22 protein-coding genes are annotated in these 20,655 nt (G+C 36.8%); 8 read left to right on the top strand and 14 right to left on the bottom strand.

Annotation, left to right across the window (positions count from 1 at the left end; genetic code table 11):
* Positions 1–37: 37 nt before the first annotated feature.
* The 5 genes from ACMAWV_RS11285 to ACMAWV_RS11265 all read right to left on the bottom strand — a co-directional run bounded on the left by ACMAWV_RS11285 (position 38) and on the right by ACMAWV_RS11265 (position 3,629).
* Entirely contained in the window at positions 38–571 is a 534-nt protein-coding gene (locus ACMAWV_RS11285; protein ID WP_103217778.1) for a flagellar basal body-associated FliL family protein, read from the bottom strand.
* A gap of 291 nt (positions 572–862) precedes the next feature.
* Positions 863–1,141 carry an HU family DNA-binding protein gene (locus tag ACMAWV_RS11280; protein WP_021268333.1) on the bottom strand — a complete coding sequence of 93 codons (279 nt, stop codon included), beginning with the start codon at positions 1,139–1,141 and terminating at the stop codon, positions 863–865.
* A 119-nt stretch (positions 1,142–1,260) separates the two neighbouring features.
* Complete coding sequence (locus ACMAWV_RS11275) at positions 1,261–1,698, bottom strand: hypothetical protein (protein ID WP_392993434.1); 438 nt, start codon at positions 1,696–1,698, stop codon at positions 1,261–1,263.
* 91 nt (positions 1,699–1,789) lie between these two features.
* A complete protein-coding gene (locus ACMAWV_RS11270) occupies positions 1,790–2,581 on the bottom strand; it encodes a DsbA family protein (protein ID WP_103217776.1) in 792 nt (263 codons plus the stop codon).
* Positions 2,582–2,657: 76 nt separating this feature from the next.
* Positions 2,658–3,629 (bottom strand): hypothetical protein, encoded by a 972-nt coding sequence (locus tag ACMAWV_RS11265; RefSeq protein ID WP_103217775.1) that lies wholly within the window; start codon positions 3,627–3,629, stop codon positions 2,658–2,660.
* A gap of 119 nt (positions 3,630–3,748) precedes the next feature.
* Between ACMAWV_RS11265 and ACMAWV_RS11260 the strand changes: the two genes are divergently transcribed.
* Complete coding sequence (locus tag ACMAWV_RS11260) at positions 3,749–4,453, top strand: hypothetical protein (protein ID WP_103217774.1); 705 nt, start codon at positions 3,749–3,751, stop codon at positions 4,451–4,453.
* Between the two features lie 11 nt (positions 4,454–4,464).
* Here ACMAWV_RS11260 and ACMAWV_RS11255 read toward each other — a convergent pair whose 3' ends face one another.
* Positions 4,465–5,616, bottom strand: a complete 1,152-nt coding sequence (locus ACMAWV_RS11255) for a SpoIID/LytB domain-containing protein (protein WP_158246853.1) — start codon at positions 5,614–5,616, stop codon at positions 4,465–4,467.
* 78 nt (positions 5,617–5,694) lie between these two features.
* Entirely contained in the window at positions 5,695–6,558 is an 864-nt protein-coding gene (locus tag ACMAWV_RS11250) for a hypothetical protein (RefSeq protein WP_412470351.1), read from the bottom strand.
* Between the two features lie 163 nt (positions 6,559–6,721).
* Here ACMAWV_RS11250 and ACMAWV_RS11245 point away from each other — a divergent pair, with 163 nt between their 5' ends.
* The gene (locus tag ACMAWV_RS11245) at positions 6,722–6,934 is read left to right on the top strand and encodes a hypothetical protein (protein WP_021267851.1); all 213 of its coding nucleotides are present in this window, start codon (positions 6,722–6,724) and stop codon (positions 6,932–6,934) included.
* A 4-nt stretch (positions 6,935–6,938) separates the two neighbouring features.
* On the opposite strand, the gene uvrC is transcribed toward ACMAWV_RS11245, so the two are convergent.
* Positions 6,939–8,819 (bottom strand): excinuclease ABC subunit UvrC, encoded by a 1,881-nt coding sequence (gene uvrC, locus ACMAWV_RS11240; protein ID WP_412470352.1) that lies wholly within the window; start codon positions 8,817–8,819, stop codon positions 6,939–6,941.
* A gap of 89 nt (positions 8,820–8,908) precedes the next feature.
* On the opposite strand from uvrC, the gene ACMAWV_RS11235 reads away from it, so the two are divergent.
* Positions 8,909–9,328 (top strand): hypothetical protein, encoded by a 420-nt coding sequence (locus tag ACMAWV_RS11235; RefSeq protein ID WP_103217770.1) that lies wholly within the window; start codon positions 8,909–8,911, stop codon positions 9,326–9,328.
* Positions 9,329–9,608: 280 nt separating this feature from the next.
* Here the strand turns inward: ACMAWV_RS11235 and ACMAWV_RS11230 are convergent, their stop codons facing one another.
* Positions 9,609–11,402, bottom strand: a complete 1,794-nt coding sequence (locus ACMAWV_RS11230) for a hypothetical protein (protein ID WP_412470353.1) — start codon at positions 11,400–11,402, stop codon at positions 9,609–9,611.
* Positions 11,403–11,555: 153 nt separating this feature from the next.
* Between ACMAWV_RS11230 and ACMAWV_RS11225 the strand changes: the two genes are divergently transcribed.
* Entirely contained in the window at positions 11,556–12,101 is a 546-nt protein-coding gene (locus tag ACMAWV_RS11225; RefSeq protein ID WP_103217768.1) for a hypothetical protein, read from the top strand.
* A gap of 26 nt (positions 12,102–12,127) precedes the next feature.
* Here ACMAWV_RS11225 and ACMAWV_RS11220 read toward each other — a convergent pair whose 3' ends face one another.
* Both ACMAWV_RS11220 and murJ read right to left on the bottom strand, forming a co-directional pair.
* Positions 12,128–12,568, bottom strand: coding sequence for a DUF507 family protein (locus tag ACMAWV_RS11220; protein WP_103217767.1), 441 nt, complete (start codon positions 12,566–12,568; stop codon positions 12,128–12,130).
* Positions 12,569–12,648: 80 nt separating this feature from the next.
* Complete coding sequence (gene murJ, locus ACMAWV_RS11215) at positions 12,649–14,310, bottom strand: murein biosynthesis integral membrane protein MurJ (protein WP_412470354.1); 1,662 nt, start codon at positions 14,308–14,310, stop codon at positions 12,649–12,651.
* Between murJ and ACMAWV_RS11210 the strand changes: the two genes are divergently transcribed.
* From ACMAWV_RS11210 to feoB, 3 genes are all read left to right on the top strand, one after another.
* A complete protein-coding gene (locus tag ACMAWV_RS11210) occupies positions 14,309–14,854 on the top strand; it encodes a deoxycytidylate deaminase (RefSeq protein ID WP_103217765.1) in 546 nt (181 codons plus the stop codon). The genes murJ and ACMAWV_RS11210 overlap by 2 nt on opposite strands.
* A gap of 96 nt (positions 14,855–14,950) precedes the next feature.
* Positions 14,951–15,181 carry a FeoA family protein gene (locus ACMAWV_RS11205; RefSeq protein ID WP_392993444.1) on the top strand — a complete coding sequence of 77 codons (231 nt, stop codon included), beginning with the start codon at positions 14,951–14,953 and terminating at the stop codon, positions 15,179–15,181.
* Entirely contained in the window at positions 15,181–17,154 is a 1,974-nt protein-coding gene (gene feoB / locus ACMAWV_RS11200; RefSeq protein ID WP_412463429.1) for a ferrous iron transport protein B, read from the top strand. Before ACMAWV_RS11205 ends, feoB begins: the two co-directional genes overlap by 1 nt.
* Here feoB and ACMAWV_RS11195 read toward each other — a convergent pair.
* The 3 genes from ACMAWV_RS11195 to ACMAWV_RS11185 form a co-directional block, all read right to left on the bottom strand.
* Complete coding sequence (locus ACMAWV_RS11195) at positions 17,151–18,251, bottom strand: hypothetical protein (RefSeq protein ID WP_412470355.1); 1,101 nt, start codon at positions 18,249–18,251, stop codon at positions 17,151–17,153. The two genes, feoB and ACMAWV_RS11195, sit on opposite strands and share 4 nt — an antisense overlap.
* 105 nt (positions 18,252–18,356) lie before the next feature.
* Positions 18,357–18,854, bottom strand: coding sequence for a macro domain-containing protein (locus tag ACMAWV_RS11190; protein WP_103217761.1), 498 nt, complete (start codon positions 18,852–18,854; stop codon positions 18,357–18,359).
* A gap of 24 nt (positions 18,855–18,878) precedes the next feature.
* Positions 18,879–19,529, bottom strand: coding sequence for a transglycosylase SLT domain-containing protein (locus ACMAWV_RS11185; protein WP_412463430.1), 651 nt, complete (start codon positions 19,527–19,529; stop codon positions 18,879–18,881).
* Positions 19,530–19,705: 176 nt separating this feature from the next.
* On the opposite strand from ACMAWV_RS11185, the gene ACMAWV_RS11180 reads away from it, so the two are divergent.
* Entirely contained in the window at positions 19,706–20,653 is a 948-nt protein-coding gene (locus ACMAWV_RS11180; RefSeq protein ID WP_103217759.1) for a hydroxyacid dehydrogenase, read from the top strand.
* Positions 20,654–20,655 lie beyond the last annotated feature (2 nt).

Below are 20,655 nucleotides of genomic sequence, written 5' to 3'. Positions count from 1 at the left end.
CATCCTGCCAAAAATTAAACTTAAAACTTTATATTAACTAGTTGATCTGGAAACCAACGTAGTAAACATCTAAAACTTTTCCATCAACTAAATAAGAGTTAATAGCTGATTTGATCTCTTCTTTAAGGTATTCCTTACCTTGTACTTTAAGAAGATCATTTGGCCTCTTAGAGTTCAAAATACTAATGATTGAATCTCTAATTTGAGGCTTTCTTGCTTTGTATTCCTCTTCTTTCGCATTAAGCGATAGTTTAAGAACAGCATTTAATCTAATGTATCGTTGTGGCCCATCGCCTTGTGCAAGGTTGGCCGTAAAGCTATCAAGTGGAAATAACTTTCCTTCCTCTTCTTGTGCTTCACCAGTAGTTACAACATCTTTATCTTGAGATTGTTCGGCCATTTGGGCCTTAACAATATCTTCCACAGACGATTGCTGTGAAATCTTTAAATGAGTTTGGTATTGAAAGTAAGCGATAACACCCATTAATACGATATTCAGTAGTAGAGCTACTGTTAGTAGAGGGTTCTTTCCACTTCCTTGATATGAATTGTCAGCACTTCCATCTGCCATAATCTATAAATCCTTTACTTCACACAGAAAAAAATTCCTTTAAAAACTGTGCCTCGTCAAAAATTATACATCTAGCGGCCATTTTCTACAAGATAGTAAAGTATGTTCCGGAAGATTCTGCCCATTAATTTTGCAATTTTAAGACTTTATGAGAAATGTAAAAAAGTGGTGGTGTCAAAATGTCGACGTTTTTTTGACGCTGACAGGGTGTGATAGGCAAAATATGCCTCTAGAAATAAGAAAGCCTCCCTAAGGGAGGCTTCTTATTATGAAACTAATTTCAAACAAAAATTAGAACATTTCCTTCCAAGCTTTACCTGGCTTGAATTTTGGAAGTGTCTTAGCTTTGATTTTGATTTTTTCACCAGTAGCTGGGTTGATACCAGTTCTAGCTGCTCTTCTTACTTTTGTGAAAGTACCAAAACCGATTAGTGAAACATCGTCACCTTTCTTAACTGCTTTCTTGATTGTTTCAAGAGTAGTTGATACGAATGCATCTGCATCTTTCTTAGTTAGGTGGCTTAATTCTTTGTTTTTTAAGATTGCTTCTACAAGTTCTTTTCTGTTCATTTTAACTCCAAATAGTTAGTTATTTAGTTGTTGTAAAAGTAGGATGAAGTTTGAAACACGCTTTGACAAGGCTTTTTAGCGTTTTTTTTAACTTTTAAAGATTTTTTTTATTTTTACACTTATTTTAAGTTTTTTTCTTGCCAAACTACTATCTCTTCCTCTAGTGCGATTCTCACTGCTTTTAGCCACTCTCCTTCAAGTTCTTTATGATCTTCAAGGTCTCTTACTTCGACAAAAAGTTGTATAAAAACAGGTCCGAGTTGATGATAAAAAGTTTCCATTGTTGGAATCTTTATATCAATAGGAAGACGATGAGAAAGCTTCTCTAAGCTTCTTTCAAGCTCTAAAACTTCTTGGGCCAAATCAAAAATTGAATTAATTTTTAACAAAGATGTTAGATGATTTATATATGCAGTATTTAAAACATTTTGTTCAACTAAAGAATGAGGTACATCATCATGAAGAAAATCTTCAATTGAATAATCAATTTGTCTTGCCGTTTCACGAAAGAATTCTTTATTAACTTTTACCTGATTATGATCAAAGAAGTTCACCATAATAACCTCCAATGATCATATTATAACATGGAAAAATAAAAAGGCCCACTCGATGGTGGGCCTTCATATTTTAATTGAATTTGATCACTGATTAGATATCTAGTTTACCTTTTTCTTTTAGTAGACCTAGAATCATTTCGAAGTGTGATAATGGGTAAGCACCTTTTACTGGTACACCATTAATTACGAAACCTGGAGTCCCTTGAATATCAAACTTTCTAGCTTCAGCTTCGTCTTGAGCAATTCTTTTTTCAACTGCATCTGACTTAACATCCTTAGCAAGTTTAGTCATATTAACACCTAAGTCTTTCGCTGTTTTCTTTAGGTATTTTTCTTTTAGGTTTCTAAGTTTTTGTTGACCTTCTTGAGTAAAAAGAATGTCGTGAAATTTAAATGCTTTCTCTTCTGATTGAAGTCTTACAGCTTCATAATAAGCCGCTGCAATTCTAGCTTCTGAGTGGAAAGAAAGTGGAAGGTGTTTGTAAACAAATTGAACCTTACCTTTGTACTTATCAAGCATTGGCTTAACAACATTATCAAAGCCTCTTGTACAGTAAGGACACTGAAAGTCAGAGTATTCAACTAGAGTAATGATTCCACCTTTAGTACCTCTAACTGATTCATCTGATCTAATTTCTGGCTTAAGAGGGTTTTCAATAAACTCGTGAAGTTTTTTGTTTTCCTCTTCTTCTCTTTTCTTCGCCATTGCTTCTTTTGCGTTTTGAGCTGCAACTTGAAGAGCTTCCATAACTTCAGCAGGGTTAGCTTTAATTGCTTCTGCTAAAATCGTTGGATCATCTTTTAATGCTTTTTTGATTTCATCTTTACCTACACAACTCGTAAGTAAAACTAATGACATTACAATGCCTAATGCTTTTTTCATTACTATCCCTTTTGTTATTATGAACAAATTTCACATCAAATTATTATTATGATTTTACTTGAACAAAGTTAAATACTCAATCATCTTTTACTGAGTACTCTTTTTCCATATAGTCCAAATACTTGTTGATGGCACGCGTCTGATGACGAACGTACTTGTATCCGATAAGGTGAACTCTTGATGTATATCGTCCACTAATGAATGATCGCATCGTCGCAAAAATACCAAATGCTGGCGTTGCAACTTTGTTATAAAGATAGGCCATGAAAAAGCCATAAGAAACAATATTAATAATTATTGTAATACCAACAATGTCGTCCTGAATTAAGGCCATGTTACTAAAGTAATCTTTAGCAAATTTACCATTGGTAAAGATTTCGTTAACTACAGAAATCACAGCATCAAAGAGAGCGTAATTGATAATTAAAATAATCATCCCAGTCAAAATACAAGTAATGGCCACATAAATACTCTTATGGACAAAAAACATGGTTTCAAAGACCGGTTTGTGTATCCTCTTGTATTTAGAAGGAACTTCAATTTGAGTTAATTTTCCACTCATTCGCAGCGTCGAAGTGGTGGTAAAGAACCAATCACTAAAACTTGATAACAATCTTAACTCAGATTTAAACTCTCCATCGAAATTCGTAACTTTTTCTTCAGCTCCAAGAAAGTCCAAACAGTATTGTGCAATCTCATCAAATGGTCTCAGCATCAGTTGAGCAAGAACAATTCCTGCTACCAATAAGAAGGCAATTGAAATAATCATCCATGGTAAGGCTTCCATTAATCCAATTTGTAGATAGTCATAAATAAGAGAATCGATGATATAATCAATATCCTTTCGATAAGCTGTAATATAAATGATTGTTGATTTTAAAAGAATCCAATTAAGAATGAATCCCACAAAAATTGAGATAAAAGGTATGACTGCAAAAATTAGTCCCATCTTTAAACGAAACTTCGCCTGATCATCCTTTTTAAAGTCTTTAAAGGAGCCTGTAATAATCTTAAATGTTGATTCTTTTACTTGTTCATAAGCTGTCATAATTACTTACTATTTCGGGTAATTTAAAAAAATTCTTAATTAATTTTATCAATCTCTAAAGAAATCCTAAATTTTCACCGATACAAGAAATAGCGTGAAAACTAATATTTGAGGATATTATGAAAAAGTTTAAGTTATTAATGGTTGTGACAATTGCTTCGATGCTTGTAACAAGCTGTGGACAAGACTCTAAGGGTAGTGGTGGCTACTACTCTGGCTGGGGTACAGGTGGAAGTGGTTCAAATACAGGCTCAACAGGAATGGACTCACAAGGACAGGCTTTATTCGATAGTCTCGTAAATGCTCAAGCTTTTAGTTGTCAGCAATATGGTAATGATCGATTCAACATGGATAGCTATGGAAACTACCTTAAGATTGGTCAAAGACGCGCAACGATTGTAGCTAATATTCAATCTGGATATTCTTATAATAATGACTCTGTTTATGGTCCTTTACAAGAAGGAATGCTTCCTAATGAATCAAACCAACATCACGTTGGAGTAAATAGCTTCGGTGATATTCTTATTATGACAAAGGTTCTTAATGGAAACTCTGTTGTAGGATACAATGTTCGCCTCTCACTTTGCTCACGTTACTTTACATATCAGAATTATAGGTTCCCAATCATTGGTGATGATCGTGGACTTCAAGGAATACAGCTAAGTACAGGAATGAGTTTAGGAACAGGAGCGAATTGTCCAGCGGCAACAATAGATGCTGCTCACTTTCAAATTACGGCAGCACCTTTCCAGTACTCTCAGCCAATGCAAGGAACACTAGGACCTGTTATGATGAATGTGACTTTCTCAACACCATGTCCTTAATGATTTAAAAACTAATAAAGTTTTAAGATATTTAATTTCGGAAAATAATGGGCCAGAATTTCACGATGGCCCTTTCCTTTTTGAGCAAGCCCTAAAGAACCAACCTGACATAAACCAACACCGTGACCATTGCCCTTTCCAACAAAGTGAAGACCAGCTCCACCAACATCTACCATATAGAAATGATTTGAAGGAAATTCAACACGGCCAAAGTAGCGACGGAATAAGCTCTTTTTGATTTTGATCTTCTTTACACCATTTTGTACGTAAAGATTTTTTTCATCTCTTTTATCTGGATACAAGAATAATTTCTTTTTTAAACTTTGTTGTTCAATGTAATTTTTTTTCATTGCCCAGTTTAAAAATTTTTTAAATCGAAGCTTTGTAATTTTAGAATCCCAATTCTTCTTTTTCTGACAGTAATCACACTTCACAGTTGAATAACCGTGAACATCATTTCTCCAAACATCAGAAGGGATTAATGTTGTTCCCCCACAACTTGCATGAAAAAAAGCAGGAACAAGGTTACCTTCACCATTTGTTAAAACAAGACCTGCTGTATCTTTTGCAGCTTCAAGTGTACTTGCTGTCACATCATTAAATGTTCCATTAACCTGATGCTTTTCAGAGTTCTCTAAATCATAAAGAGTGTCATTTTTAAGTCCAGAAATCATCATGTGATGAAGAGCGTATGTACGAGCAGCAACTGCTTGAGCTTTAAGGGCCTCAATTGGCCAAGAAGCGTTCATCTCTTTAGCAAGAAGTGTTGCAATATAGTCATCAAGATCCATCTCATTAACAACGTCACAAGAATTTCCATCGGCACTCGTTACAATATGCATCTGCCCCATGAATTGCTTGCGATCAAAACTAATTAGTCCTGTTTGCGATGTAAGAGAGGCCAAGTACTGAGGTTTAACAGACTTGGCAGATTGTAAATTTTGGCAATTTACTTTTATTTTCTTAAAGCCCTTAAAACTTTTACGATTCCTTGTTGCAACAACTTTTCGTGTCAGATCAACACCTTCAAGCATAACGTTATCAAGGTCTTTTGCTACTCTAACTTTTATCGTGTGTCCTGATCGTAAATTATCTAATGGGCTAATTCTCGCCAGAGAATTCAATGAAGAAAGTATAATGAAAGAGATAAATAAATTTCTCAACGAAGATCGTCCTGATTTGTGCGGCATCCTTGCCCAGCAACTTATCTAATAAAATGATATATGATTTTACTAAGCTACTCAACTTGAGAGAAATTTTATCGCTTTTTGCATATCTGTCCACGCCGTTTTCTTCATGGACTCATTTACCTCTAGTAATTTAGGATGAAATAAAGGCATGACATCAATTAACCGAGCATTTCCATCAACTTCTATTTGAACTGAATGGAAGTCTCCGTGAACATTTGCAAGACGAACACGTTTATTTAAACATAGATTTGTTGCGGCAGCCCCAAGGCTAATGAGTAATCTTGGTTTAAAGTGAGCACAACATGTAAAGAGGAACTCGCGGGCATCTTTTTTAATAAATGGTACACGAATAAAGCGGCCACTTGAGATCTTCATGGCCTTAATCATACGTCCCATAATATCTTGATCTGATTCAATCATTGATAAAGGTAGAAAATCAGGGAGCTCCCCTTCTTCAATTTCATCAAGGCCAAAAAAGATAATATCTACCTCGCCTTGATAATCCTGATAGCCAGGAATTGTTTCAAGATTCCAAGATGTATTATATTGTGAAAGGAATTTATTTATATCATCATTAACTTTCAGAGTGTGAGTCGATTCACTAGGATTTGAAGCGGCAGCAATATCAATCTTTCTCTTTTGAGGTGCCACAGGAACTTCTATTTTTGGAGCTGTGACTGTTTCTTCAGCTCTGGCAACTTCTTGCTGAGCTGCGGCCACAATCGGCTTAGAATCAACTTGTGTGGCCCTAGGCTCATCCGAAGAAGCCTTGCTAGCAGTAAGTTTGCTCTCTTTTAACTTAGGATACCAAAGAGTGTTTTCAAATAACTTGGCACAGTAATTCGGCTTCTCATCACGTGAGACTTTTAAAATATTATTAAAATCTTTAGTTAATTTGGTTAAAAATTGCGCCATTACTTTATTTCCTATGGGTAAAATATCCCTAAGTCTTTAAAAAAAAAAGCATAAATTTCAGAACATTGTTAAGCCGCCGATAAATCAACTACATCCACTGCTTGGGACACTCTGCACAATCTCAAATCCCCAGTGGTAATTAATATTTAAAGGAGTTGCTACAATGTCATTCGATCCAGATTTCCAATTTGAAAACTTTGAAGAGTTATTTGGTGATGCCGATCAAGTACATAAGGTTTTAAATGATTGTCCTGTTTGTGGCTCTAAAATGGTTCACACACACCTATCGGATTATAAAAACTTGTACATACACGAGAATTCGAGATGTACTGATTGCGGGCACGGCAATCGTAAAAAAATCCACCACCTTAACTAGACAGTTATTTCTGAGGGAATTCGGCCATAAGCTTGGCATGGATTCTCTCAGCAAGCCCTTCTTTTATATCTAACTTGTGACTTATTTCAATCACACTTAATTGCGAAAGTTCTTTAAGATTTAAATCCATATTTTCATGAATTGTTTTAAGAGTCTTTTCACCAACTCCTTCAATATCATCAAACCACGAAGAAAAAATACGATCTCTCTCCTTCTTATGATGAAGCTTTCTCGAAAACCTGTGGGCCTCATCCCTCATTTGCACAACAATTCTCATTAGAGACGGTGTCTTTTTTAAGATATAAGGATTAATTCGATTAGGAATAATAAGACGTTCGTCTGAACTTGAAACTTCCTTATCTCTAAAAGAGTCTTGTTTGCTCGTTTTAATTTTAGCAATTCCCACGACAGGAATATCAAGTTCGAAATCTTCAAGAACTGCAAGAAAACTTGAAACTTGTCCCTTCCCACCATCAACAATGAAGACATCAGGAAGCTTTCCTTTCTTAAGTCTTCTCGCTAAAACTTCCCTCATCATGGCAAAATCGTTATTGCCCTCTGGCCTTTCTTCTAAGTGATAATAGCGATATTGAGTCTTATCCGGTTTTCCATCACGAAAAACAATTTGCGATGCTGTTGGTGACTTTCCTTGCCAAATGGCAACGTCGAAACACTCAAGAATTTTAGGAGTTTCTTTTAGATTTAAAAGTTCTTTTAATTTATTTAAACCAATCCATGGTCCATCAAGATTTTTAACTCTAAAGCGTTGATGCTCTCTTGCATGATCAAGAGTTAACTCATAAAGAGTTTTCATCTTCCCAATTGGCTTTTGGACTTCGACTTCTTGATCGAGTACTTCGTTAAATGCTTCACTAATCATTGAAAGATCAGCTTTTTTCTCATCAATATAAATACGACTTGGTAGCTTCTCTTTTGTATTTGAATAGTATTGAAATAAGAAGGTTTGAAAAAGCTCGTGATTTTCATTCTCACTATCACCTTTTCCAAAGTGATAGTTTTTATGACCAAGAAGGATTCCAGATCTCATCATATAAATTGAAATATCAATTTCTAATTCACCAACATGGTAGGCAACAATATCAAAGTCTTTTTCAGTCGTAAGTTCAACATTTTGCTTTTCATAACTTAATGAGAATTGTTTTAACTCTTCGATACTATCTCGTATTTCAGCGGCCCTTTCAAAGTGCTCACTTTCAGCAGCTTCAAACATCCTCTCTTCTAAAATTTTTAAGACATTACGACTTTGGCCTTCAAAGAAATTGATAACGTAGTTAAGATCATTAAAATAATCTTTTTCAGAAATATAATCCACACAAGGAGCAGAACATTGCTTCATTTGATAAATTAGACACGGGCGCTTCCTCTTTCTCATTTCTTCAATCGAACAGTCTCGTAAAGTAAAAGACTTTGTTAGAATTCTAGAAATTTTTAAGATGTTACTTCCCGTTGTAAAAGGGCCGAATAATTTAATCTTCTTCTTTCTCTTTGGTCTTCTCGTATAAACAAGTCGTGGAAATTTTTCATTCATATCGACTTGAATATAAGGATAACTTTTATCGTCTTTAAGTTGGATGTTATACTTAGGAATATGCTTTTTAATAAGGTTATTTTCTAAGATATATGCTTCTGCATCTGTCTTAGTCATTATAAAGTCGAAGTCTTGAATATGAGAGACAAGAATTTGAGTCTTTGGTGATTTTTCAGAACTATTAAAATAGCTAGACACTCGACTACGAAGGTTTTTCGCCTTTCCAATATAAAGAATTTCTTCGATGCCAGCGCGCTTTCGCTTCATTAAATAGCATCCAGATTTTGTCGGTAAATGTTTTGCTTTTTCCAGCAGTGCTAAAGTATTTTTCTTCATTATAATTATCTACATATTACCTTTTATTCTCTTTACTTTAATCCTATTCGCCATTAAATTGACCTAATTAAGCAAAAGGAAGAGAGAATATGTCAAAACTAGGTGTTGGTAAGGAAATTGTAACATATTGTAGCAAATGTAAGTTAGATCTTGCTCATTTAATTGTAGCAATGAAAGACGCAGATACTCCATACAAAGTTCTGTGTAATACTTGTAAAGCAACTCATGCATACAAGCCAAAAAAGGTAGCATCTCCAAGTGCTACTCGTCGCAAAGCTCCTGCGAAAAAAAGAATTTCAACTGAAGATAAAATTATTAATGTTTGGGAAAACGCGCTTCAAAAATTAGAAGGTGAACCTATTGCATATAATATTCGTCACAAATTTGAAGTTGGTGACATACTTGCTCACCCAACTTTTGGGCCAGGGCTTGTTGAAAAGAGTCTCGATGCTAATAAAATCGAAGTCCTCTTCAGAGGTTCAATTAAAATACTTATGCATAACAAATAACAAAAGAGGCTGATAGCCTCTTTTTTTATTTGTGCGTCCTTCATTTGGAATGAAGACGTACACGAGAGAAAGACCTTTAGGTCTTTCGGTTCGCAACAAACGCAATACAAAGAGGCTGATAGCCTCTTTTTTTATTTGTGCGCCCCTATTCGGTGCACATAGTATTCGAGAGAGAAACCTTTAGGTTTCTCGGTTCGCCACTGGCGCTATTTTTTTTTATAAAAAAGCCTCCCATACAGGAGGCTTTCTTTTTATCTCTCATCTCTCTTGAAATTATTTTTTAATTCCAATTCATTCCCGCACTTCCACCAATTCCGACACTAAATTGACCATTAAGGGCCCCTCCGGCCATTGATCCAAAGTTAGTACCAGAGTTGTAATAACCATTATATGAATTTGCATAAATATTTTGTTGAGCATTTTGTAAGTTCTGATACAGAGCTTGGTTAGCATACATTACGTTCGCTTGGTTTTGATAATTACCTTGAGCAACAGCTTGTCCTTGAAGTCCGTTGATGTAGCTCTGGAACTGTTGTGCTTGATAACCATTATTATAGTTTCCATTTGCTCCCCAGTTTCCGTTGGCACCCCAACCTCCGTTAGCATTACCATTTAGGCCCCAACCGTTTCCACCGTTGACTCCCCAACCAGCGTTTCCGTTAACACCCCAACCATTATTAGCGCCAGTTCCCCAACCTCCGTTGACTCCCCATCCGCCATTAATATTTCCATTTCCACCAGGAAAAGTATTTCCACAAGCACATGGTGCTGAAATACACATACATGCAGGGTTTCCGCCGCCATTGGCCCAACCGCCGTTAACACCCCAATTGCCGTTTCCACCGCCATTGACGCCCCAACCGCCAGAGATAACTCCACCGTTTCCAGGACCTGGATATGTTGGATAAACTCCACCATTACCCCAGTTACCATTACCTACGCCATTAACACCCCAACCAAGGTTGAAACCAGCATTAATACCTGTTCCAGGATACATTCCCCAGCCAGATCCAGGGTACATCCCCCAACCTGCGCCAGTATTCATTCCTGGGAACGCACCAGTGTTACCAATATTTAGTCCAAAATTTAAACCAGTATTAAGTCCGAAACCGTTGCCCATTCCGAAACCATTCCCCATTCCAAAACCATTGCCCATTCCCATGCCAAAATTAGCACCAAAGCCAGTTCCAAAACCTGTTCCATATGGGTATTGACCCATGCCCATTCCGAATCCCGTGTTCATTCCGAATCCAGGGTACATTCCACCATAGATATTTCCTGGGTACATTCCTGGGTGTCCACCCATGCCCATTCCGCCGTTGATATTTACACCAAATCCAGCATTACCACCTGTTAGAAGTCCAGCAAGTGCCGAACCTGCAAGAGAACCTAATGGGTTCATATAAACATTCGCTTGGTAGTTTCCACCAAAGCCATTGCCCATCCCCATTCCATTACCCATGCCGTTACCCATGCCCCAACCGGCATTGCCATAGATATTTCCACCAAAGTTTGGTCCACCCATTCCACCTAGGAATCCTGAAGTGTAACCTTGACCTAGCCAACCGTTACCAACTCCACCAAAAGTTCCACCAGTAAGACCAAGTCCACCAGCGTACATACCGTAGCCATAACCGTTACAAGAATTAAGCATTGAAGTTTGCTCTTTTGGAAGAATTGGGTTTGCACCCCTTTCAAGGTTATAATCTAAATAGCCATCGATTTGACCGTGGCATGATTTAATTCCATTTTCATAAGCATTTGCCCATGACTCTTGAGAATCAGCTTGGTGTTTAGTGGCGAAAAAAACACTCCCCATTGCTGCAAGTGAAGGAATTGCAACTTTTGCAACTTCGGCCCACTCATTTCTTTCAGGAAGTTTAGGTAAACAATCGACACAGAAGTCATTACTTCCAGAGCTTCCACGAGATGCTCTTGTCACACATGCCTGAGCATCATCTTCATAGCCATTGTCTCTTAAATAGATACAATCACTGATGTCGATCTCAGCATATGTATTTAGCATCATCATCGCCAATAAGATGCTTTTCGTGCCAATAAGTCTTAACTTCATAGTTTTCTCCATAAAAACTTTAACAATCCTCAACTACTTAACGACACTTTATGAATGAAACTTGAGTAAACTATCGACTTTTTCTATAAAGTATTGATTTAACTGATTAATATTACGTTTACGAAGCCAAAAATTAGGGATAAATTGCGGATTATGAGTAATATTTTTTGGTGGATCATCCTCATTTGCATTTTAATTTTTGCTACTTATGCAGCATTTGTTATTAAAGGTGAAAAAAAAGTCGCCTTAAAGAATGCTATCAGCTTCCCTTTTCACGGGCTTGAAATTCCAATTCCCCCTTGGTGGACTCTAACGACAGATGAATCTGAATTAAAAATATTTGAAAGAACTGATACTCGCTACGAGTGGCAATCGCGCTTTAGCTTCACTAATAAAAACTATTCAGATTTACAATCGGCATTTGAAGAGCTCGCTATTAATAATGAACTCGTCTTTGATAAAGATACAACAATTATCCACGAGCCTAAATCTTTCGAGAAATTATATGAGCAAGGAATAGAAACTCTAAGAGTTGAAGGAACGGCCACAAAGGGACATGAGCTTCGTGTCTACTACGATGCTGCTCTACTAAAAACTGATGATGGTATTGTCATTTTAGAAAGTGAGAGTTCGGTTCTAAATGGTTTGCTTGAAGGTCCGTTTTTCGAACAGTCGCTACACAATATTAAAAAGAAATAAAAAAAGCTCCTTAAGGAGCTTTTTTATTATCTAGTCTTAAATGTTCTAATATTCTGTACTAGGAAGTTGTGAATTTCTTCATCAGTTCCAAAAACATCATCAATGAATTCACAATCAATTAAAAATGCAGTCATACGATTTGCAATATTATGTAGTGACTCTACTAAGTAAAGACCACCAATATTTTCACCACTAAATGACTTAATAATTTCTTTACGAGCATGGTTGAACATTTCAGACTCTGTTACGTCTTCAGGCATATTATCTACACCCATCTTCTCTTCAACTTCTTCGATAGCCTGATCGCGAATATCTTCATCAGTTGCTAGACATACACCAAATTCAGTGGCCATTGATTCAATAAGCTTCTCACGATTTGCAATATCGAATTCAATAACACCCTTTTCCTTAAGTGTATTAATTGTATGACTCGCTAAATTTTCGAGTGTTTCAAAACTAGTTCTCATTTACTGCTCCAAATGTGTAATCTCTTTAAGTTTAACGACTTGCCTCTCATCAAGCAAGAGAATTTATGATTACTTCCATTCTAATTTCGGCGGATTATCTTATTTAAGAAGCGCTGAATTAAAACATAATCCCCTAAGACACTCAGCACAATAACATAAGCAATAGCACCTGCACACGCTGCAGTAACGAAGGCCGCGAGATTATCAAGAGTCGAAAAAATATTATTTGGGAAGTGGCCACGTACATATTGTGTAGCATAAAAGGCCAATAGTGAGCTTAAACCAATTTTAAAAAATCTTAGCGGGAAGAAGAAATTAAGCCTTAGATCTAGTAATTTAAATAATAGAATCGACTGAATAAGGATGATAAAAATCATCGATACAGATGTCCCCATAGCAAGAATTTTAAAACCGTATGTACCAACAAGTGAAAAACAGAAGACAATATTAATTCCGACAGCAATCGAAGAGATAATTACAGGAATCTTTGGTTTATCTAATGTGTAAAAACTCGGAGAAAACACCTTATAGAGTCCATAAAATGGAAGTCCAAATAAATAAGCATAAAGTGCTTCTGTTACCATCTTAGTATCATCAAGACCGAAGGCTCCACGCTGAAAAGAAATTGCAACGCAGTCTTGGGCAAGTGCAAACATTAAGGCCATTGCTGGCATAAGAACAAAAAGACTTGTTATATAACTTGTTTGAAGTGCTGCCTTTGCTTCTTCTTCCTTGCCTCCCCTCCAAAGTTCAGAGAAGTAAACGAGATTGGAATTTCCAATCGAAACACCTAAAATTCCTACAGGGAATTGAAATAATCGAAAAGCATATTGTAGCCAAGAAACAGCTCCAACAACTGTACCTGTAGCTAAGAAAGTTGAAACCAAAAGATTGATCTGAGTTGCAGCAACACCTATTGTTCCAATACTCATTCGTTTTAAAATTTCTTTTACATCACTTGAAAAAAGATCAATACCATCAACCTTTACAAGTCCTTTTGAAAATAGCATCGGTACTTGAATAAGCATCTGAAAAAATCCACCAACAAGAACCCCTATTCCTAAAGAAATAATCGGATGAAGATTCTTTGCTTCTAAGTACTTTGGTAATGTCACCATCGCAATGATCATAATGATATTAAAAACAGCTGGTGCCATCGCAGGAGCAAAGAACATTTTATAAGTGTTAAGAACTCCCATAAAAAGTGCGGCCACAGAAACGAATGCTAAGAAAGGTGACATCATTCTTGTTAACAATACAGATAATTCAAATCGATTTACATCAGAAGTAAAAAGCTCATTTGTTAATACTTGAATGATTTGTGGAGCAAAGATAAAAATCAGTAAACAAACAATCGAAGTGATAGCTAGTAAGACAATGGCCATTGACCATAGAAGCTTGCGAGCGTGTTCATCGCCATCTTTTTTGGCCGAAGTAAATATTGGGACAAAGGCAGATGAGAAAGAACCTTCTGCAAATAAGTCACGCAACATATTCGGAATACGAAAAGCAATTTGATAGGCATCAGTAAGCCCCGAAGCACCAAAAAGTTTGGCCATTAAAATTTCTCTAGCAAAACCCAATACACGACTTGATAAAGTTGCAACGGCCATCTTAATAGAGGATAGTAAAAAATTCTTCCTGTGTTCTCTTGTCATTCCAATATTTTGCACCACCCTATCTGACTTAACAAGCTTCCAGTAGTTGCCAAGTGAAGGATAATTAACTAATCTTGCTGCCATGAAAACAGAGTTGGAAAAGTCGATTAATCACATCAATACAAAGAGTGCCGTAAATTGGGACGAATACTTTATGCTTCAGGCTATTATGGCAAGTTTCAAGAGTAAGGATCCGGCCACAAAAGTAGGATGTGTTTTTGTTGATGATAATAACCATCAAATAACTTTTGGTTACAACGGCTTTGTTGCGGGAATTGATGAAACAAAACTTCCTTGGGGAAAAGAGAGAACTCTCCCTCTCGAGCAACAAAAGTATGGATACGTTGTTCACGCCGAGGCCAATGCAATTCTTCACTCAAATCACAAATTATATGGCGCTAGATGTTACGTGACACTATTTCCTTGTCATGAGTGTGCCAAGCTTCTTGCTTCTTCAAAGATTAAAGAAATCGTATACTTACAAGATAAACATTCAGGTACTGAGTCAAATCGTATCTCTCGTCGCATCTTCGACCTCACTGGAGTGAAGTATCGACAGCTTACTCTTGGTGAGCACGTTCTCGATTCACTCATTGCACACTTTACCGACGCCTTCTATCGCGACTAACTCACTGTGTAAACATGGTTCATATCAGTAAAGTGTTCCTAGACAAGTTTGACTAATAAAACTATAGTAAGCCCATTGAGACGAATGGAGTTAAATATGGTTTTATCGAAGGTTAAAAAAGGCGTAAATGTTAAGATCCTATCATTTGATAAAGGACTTAAACATAAGACAATTATGACAGGACTTGGGATTCTTCCAGGTGATGCTATTCAAGTTGTCGCTCCTTCATTCTTAGGCTCTCCTCTTACTCTTAGATTAACAGATGGTGAAACAGTTGCCCTTCGTTTAAGCGAAGCTAGTCTCATCAATGTTGAGGAATTAAATTAATGAGAAAAATTTTACTTATTGGCCCTGCAAACTCAGGGAAGTCGGCGATTTTCAATATCCTTTCTGGAGCGAATCGTAAGGTTGCAAACTACAATGGAATTACTGTTGATACGGCCACAGCGGGTCTTATTTCTAATGCTCGTCATGAAGAAAAGTTAGCAGTAGTTGACCTTCCTGGGATTTATTCACTTGTTCCATCTTCAATTGATGAAGCAGTAACAGTTTCCACTTTAATCGGAAGAAATAATCAGGTTACAGAATTTCACGATATTGTTTGTGTTGTTGATTGTGCTCGCCTGGACTCTTCTCTATCTCTTGCACTTGCTGTTAAAGAACTCTTTGGAGGCAAGATTAAAATCATCTTCAATAAGTATGATCTTGATGTAACAAAGAATTACGATTTTGATAAAATTGGCGAACACATTGGTGTTCCTTATATTAAGTTCTCTACAATGAGAGACAGTGGAGCAACACTTGAAAACTTCTTAAGAGAAAACTCTTCAAGTGAAATTCTCCTTCCAACTAATAAAATAAAACTTTCAAATGAATCAACGGAATACAATCCATTTAATGTGAGCTTTGAAGAAGATCAATTTGTTGAGCTTCAAAATGAAGTTTCTGCTCTTTCTCAAATTGAAAAGTATCAAAGAAAAGCAAGAGACCTAAAAGCATCATATGCGATTGGAAAAAATAAGAGCCTGATTCAACTTTCAAATAAAATTGACCACTTTGTTCTTCACCCTTTCTTAGGTGGTGTTATCTTCTTGGCAATTTTCTACTTAATCTTCCATTCAATTTATACTTGGGCAGGTCCGGCAATGGATCTCATTGATGGTGGTGTTGGTGCATTCGGAGAATACGTTGCAGCTATGCTTCCGCAAGGCATGCTAAATAGTTTTATTGTTGACGGAATCATTGCAGGTGTTGGTGGAGTTGTAATCTTCCTTCCACAAATTATGATTCTCTTCTTCCTTTTAAGCCTTCTTGAGCAAAGTGGATATATTTCACGTGCTTCAATCATTACAGATAAGGCCATGTCATATTTTGGCTTAAATGGAAAAGCGTTCCTACCATATCTTTCGGGGTTTGCTTGTTCTGTTCCAGCGATTATGGCAACAAGAACGATTTCAGATAAAAAAGAAAGACTTGCAACATTAATGACGATTCCACTCATTACATGCTCGGCAAGACTGCCAGTTTATATTCTTCTTATTGGAACTTTTGTTCCTGAAAAAACTGTATTTGGAATTTTCAATTCTCAAGCCCTAGCATTTTTCTTCCTTTATTTCCTAGGAAGTATTGTTGCACTTATTATTGCAAAAATCTTTAGGCTAACTCTTTATAAGGGAAGTACGACTTCATTTATTATTGAATTACCTCTTTATCAGATGCCTACTCTTAAGCCCGCTTTTAAGGCGATGATCTTCAAAGGAAGAGTATTTTTAAAGAAGGCCGGAACAATCATCTTAGGTCTTTCAATGGTAATTTGGTTTCTTTCGACTTTCCCAAAACCAGCTGAAGAGCTGCTTATTGGAAAGTCAGAGGCAGAGTCCGCTGCAATTTCTCTAGAGTACTCAACTATTGGCCAATTTGGAAAATTAATTGAACCAGTTATTAAGCCACTTGGATACAACTGGAAGATGGGAGTTGGAATCACTGTTGCCATGGGTGCACGTGAGCTATTCGTATCAACACTTGGAACAATTTATGCTCTAGGTGATGTCGATGAAGAATCAACAACTCTAAGAGAAAGACTAAGAGCTGAGATTGACCCAGAAACAAATAAGCCAGTATTTAATACGGCCGTGGCCTGGTCTCTTCTAATCTTCTTTGCCTTTGCAATGCAATGTATCTCAACACTTGGGATTGTTCGAAGAGAAACAGATGGTTGGGGACATGTCTTCCTAATGTTTGGGTATATGACAGTTCTTGCTTATGGTGGTGCTTTTATTACTTACCACTTACTTGTTTAATCACAACTTTGATCTTTAGATAATTGAATAAACCTCACGGCATCACTTAGTAATAAGCCGATGTCGAGAGGGTCTCTTTCAAAAATTACCGTAACAACTTTATCTGCCTCAACCTCGTGCTTTCCTAGGTTTACCCAACCACTCTTGCTACTTTGCATATTATAACTAACAAAAGTCGAAAAGATTTCCACATCTTCTTGAAAGATACTCACTTTAACATTTGATAGGGCCCCTACAATCGTAGGTCGATAAACTTGTAAGCAATAATTTGTTCTACTAGGCATGAAGTTATAAGTTGAATAAGCATATTCATCTTCACTCATTCGAACAATATTTCCATCAGCACCTTTAAGCATACTATTTACCCAATCGCCGTATTCACGGTAGCCATCTGTTCCTTTAAAAGTTTTCTGATCAACAGCCTTGGCCATTATCGTTGCACTCTCATCGAGGTCTTTATAAATTATTCCCTGACAGTCTTCATAATCACCAAGCTTTTTGAAAACTACTTCATCGGCCCTTAGAAGTAGTGGATCCTCAGCACCTTTTGAAAGAATCACACGACTCTCCTGTCCTGAAGTAAACGAGAACTCACCCAATGGATAAAGTCCCTTTTCACTACTTTGAAGTCTTAGACTAAAGTTGGCCAATCCAATTTCTTCAACACCATCAAAGATATCTATAATTGCATTATCTGTAGCATTCATTGATGGCACTCTGTAGTACCAAATACAATAGGTCGAATCGCCCAAAAGATCTGTGACATAGATGGCCCTAGCGCCAGGATCATTGGTGTAGCGACTTATACTTCCCTGATATCCTTTTAGGGTGTCCTGAAACCAATTCCCTTCTTGAATAAATCCGACTGTATCATCGAGAGAATTTTTTTGAGTGATATCAAAGAAGTTTCCAATAACAACTTCCTCCTCACCTTCAACAAATGTACTGGCCGGCGCCCTTGTACCTACATTTAAAGATTGATCTGAAATCATCTCACTTCTTATTTTTCTAAGATTGTGGCCTCGACCTAGACAGGCCACAAGAATAACAATGGCCAATAGTGGGAATAAATAAGTGAACACTTTTCGTTTCTTCATGATTGTGCCTCTTGATAAGTATCATATCAGTCGTTCACAGAAATTCTAAAATGAAGAAGAGTAAATAAACTCAAGTATTATTAAGAGATCACTCTTTTGTAGAGGCTACAGAATTGTTTTATAGATCTCGTAGCTTTCATCGTCGAAGCAGCAGAAGATTACATCATCAAATTCTTCAATAGCATCAAAACTTTTTACGGCCGAAGTTGCAGTAATGGCAGCTTCAATTTTTGGATAGCCAAAGATTCCCGTTGAGATACATGGAAAGGCAACAGACTTACATTCGTTTTCTAGAGCAAGTGAAAGTGCGTAGATATAGCACTTCTCAAGTAAATCAGATTCACCATTTCCTCCACCTTCCCATTTTGGGCCAACGGCGTGAATGATAAATTCAGCTGGGATATTATATGCCTTAGTCAGTCTTGCTTCTCCGACAGGGCAACCCCCCACTTCCTTAAGTTCATCAGCTAATTCCTGACCACAGGCTGCATGGATTGCACCATCAACTCCACCACCAGCTTTTAATTCACTATTGGCTGCGTTAACAATGGCATCAACATCTAAAGTTGTAATATCGGCTTTAATTACTTGAATATTTTTCATAAAGAATTTTTAGCACGAATAAGTTTAGATTTCATCGTAAAACTTTAAGATTGTGCGGGCATACCAAAATTTTCTCTCTCCAGGCTCACCATTGTAATCAACCAACGCCTCATAATAATTTGTCATGAGATCATCTTGGTAATTCTTGGCCAAATAAACCTTTAAAAGGATAGCGCCATAAACTAGGGATAGATCAAGATCATGTAAAAATAGGAGCTTCTGCTCTGCCCATGTTCTCTCTCGAAGCCACAAGTGTGTCCATTCAGGAATTTCGTCAGAAAGAGTATTATTTAAATAAAGTGTATTTTGTAGATTTGCGTAATCAGGGCCTCTTTGACCAAGTTGATCGGAAACTTCTTGCGCTCCAATGGATGTAAACTGTGTTAACCCTACTGCTCCTGTTGGAGAAATAGCATCTCGTACAAAATTAGACTCCATACGGATCAATGCCAGAAATAGCTTTGCATCAACCCCAAATAGCTCTGCGACCTCAATGACTCGATCAGTAATGAGAGTGGCTTCTTGCTCAGAAGCACTAGGATTTTGGGCCATGATATACGCCTCAAAATCACCCTTAGAATATTCCTGAGTTATCTGATAATTCCTAATCATATCCTCATGACCAACGAAGTAGCCCTCAGGAATATAGGAAGCAAGAGATGCTGATACAAACAATTGCGTGAATATAAGTAATACTAATAATTTTTTAAATTTTTGCATCATGATAATTATGGTTAACGAAAAACTAAATAGCAACTTACAAAAAGTTTCTAATATTAAGGGTTACATGTAGCAAGTTGCGTTCTATAATCGCAATACAAGAAAAACTTAAAAAATCCATGGAGGCCTGAGTGAAACCATTTATCGTCGTTTGTGATGGAATGGATGCAGAAGTTTTTGCATCTCTACAAGCTATCAGCGAATTAGAAGTTCACCCAAAACCAAAATTATCTCAAGACGAGATCAAAGAACTACTACCAAAAGCAAGTGCTCTTGTTATTAGATCATCAACTACGATTGGAGAAGAATATCTTGAACTTGCTCCAAATCTTAAATATGTAATCCGTGCAGGTGCGGGAACAGATAATATCGATAAAGTTAAATGTGGTGAGCGTGGAGTTAAAGTTTCAAACACTCCAGGCGCTAATAATAACTCAGCAGCTGAACATGCTATCGCACTTATGATGACAGTTCTAAGACATACAGCTGCCGCAGACGCAACAATGAAAAACGGCGGATGGGACAAGTCTAAGTACACAGGTAATGAACTAGCAAATAAGAAAGTTGGTATCGTTGGTTTTGGTCAAATTGGAAAGATCGTTGCAAAACGTCTTCAAGGATTTGAGCCACAAGTTAAGTTCTTTGATCCATTCTGTGAATCGAGTGATCTTGATTATGTTACTAAAGCAAATACTGTCGAAGAAATTTTTGAGACTTGTGACATTATTACACTTCACACTCCTTTAATGGATGCAACAAGAGGAATGGTAAACAAGGATCTATTTAATAAAATGAAACCACATGCAATTCTAGTAAATGCATCTCGTGGTGGAATTGTTAATGAGCAAGACTTAGCTGTTGCTCTTATGGAAAAGAAATTTAAAGCAGCAGGCTTTGATGTTTTCGCAACTGAGCCACTTGAAGAAGACTCACCTCTTCGTAAGATTCCTAATCTTGTTCTAACTCCACACCTAGGAGCTTCAACTGATGAAGCTCAATTAAGAGTTGGAGAGATGGCCGTAAATCAACTGAAAGAATTCTTTTTAAACGATAATTTACTACACGAGGTTAAAGCTTAATT

It is taken from the genome of Halobacteriovorax sp. RT-1-1, from assembly GCF_047085455.1.
Classification (GTDB): domain Bacteria; phylum Bdellovibrionota; class Bacteriovoracia; order Bacteriovoracales; family Bacteriovoracaceae; genus Halobacteriovorax_A.
The sequence above is the reverse complement of the archived record's forward strand: the minus strand, read 5'-3'. Positions and strand labels throughout refer to the sequence as shown.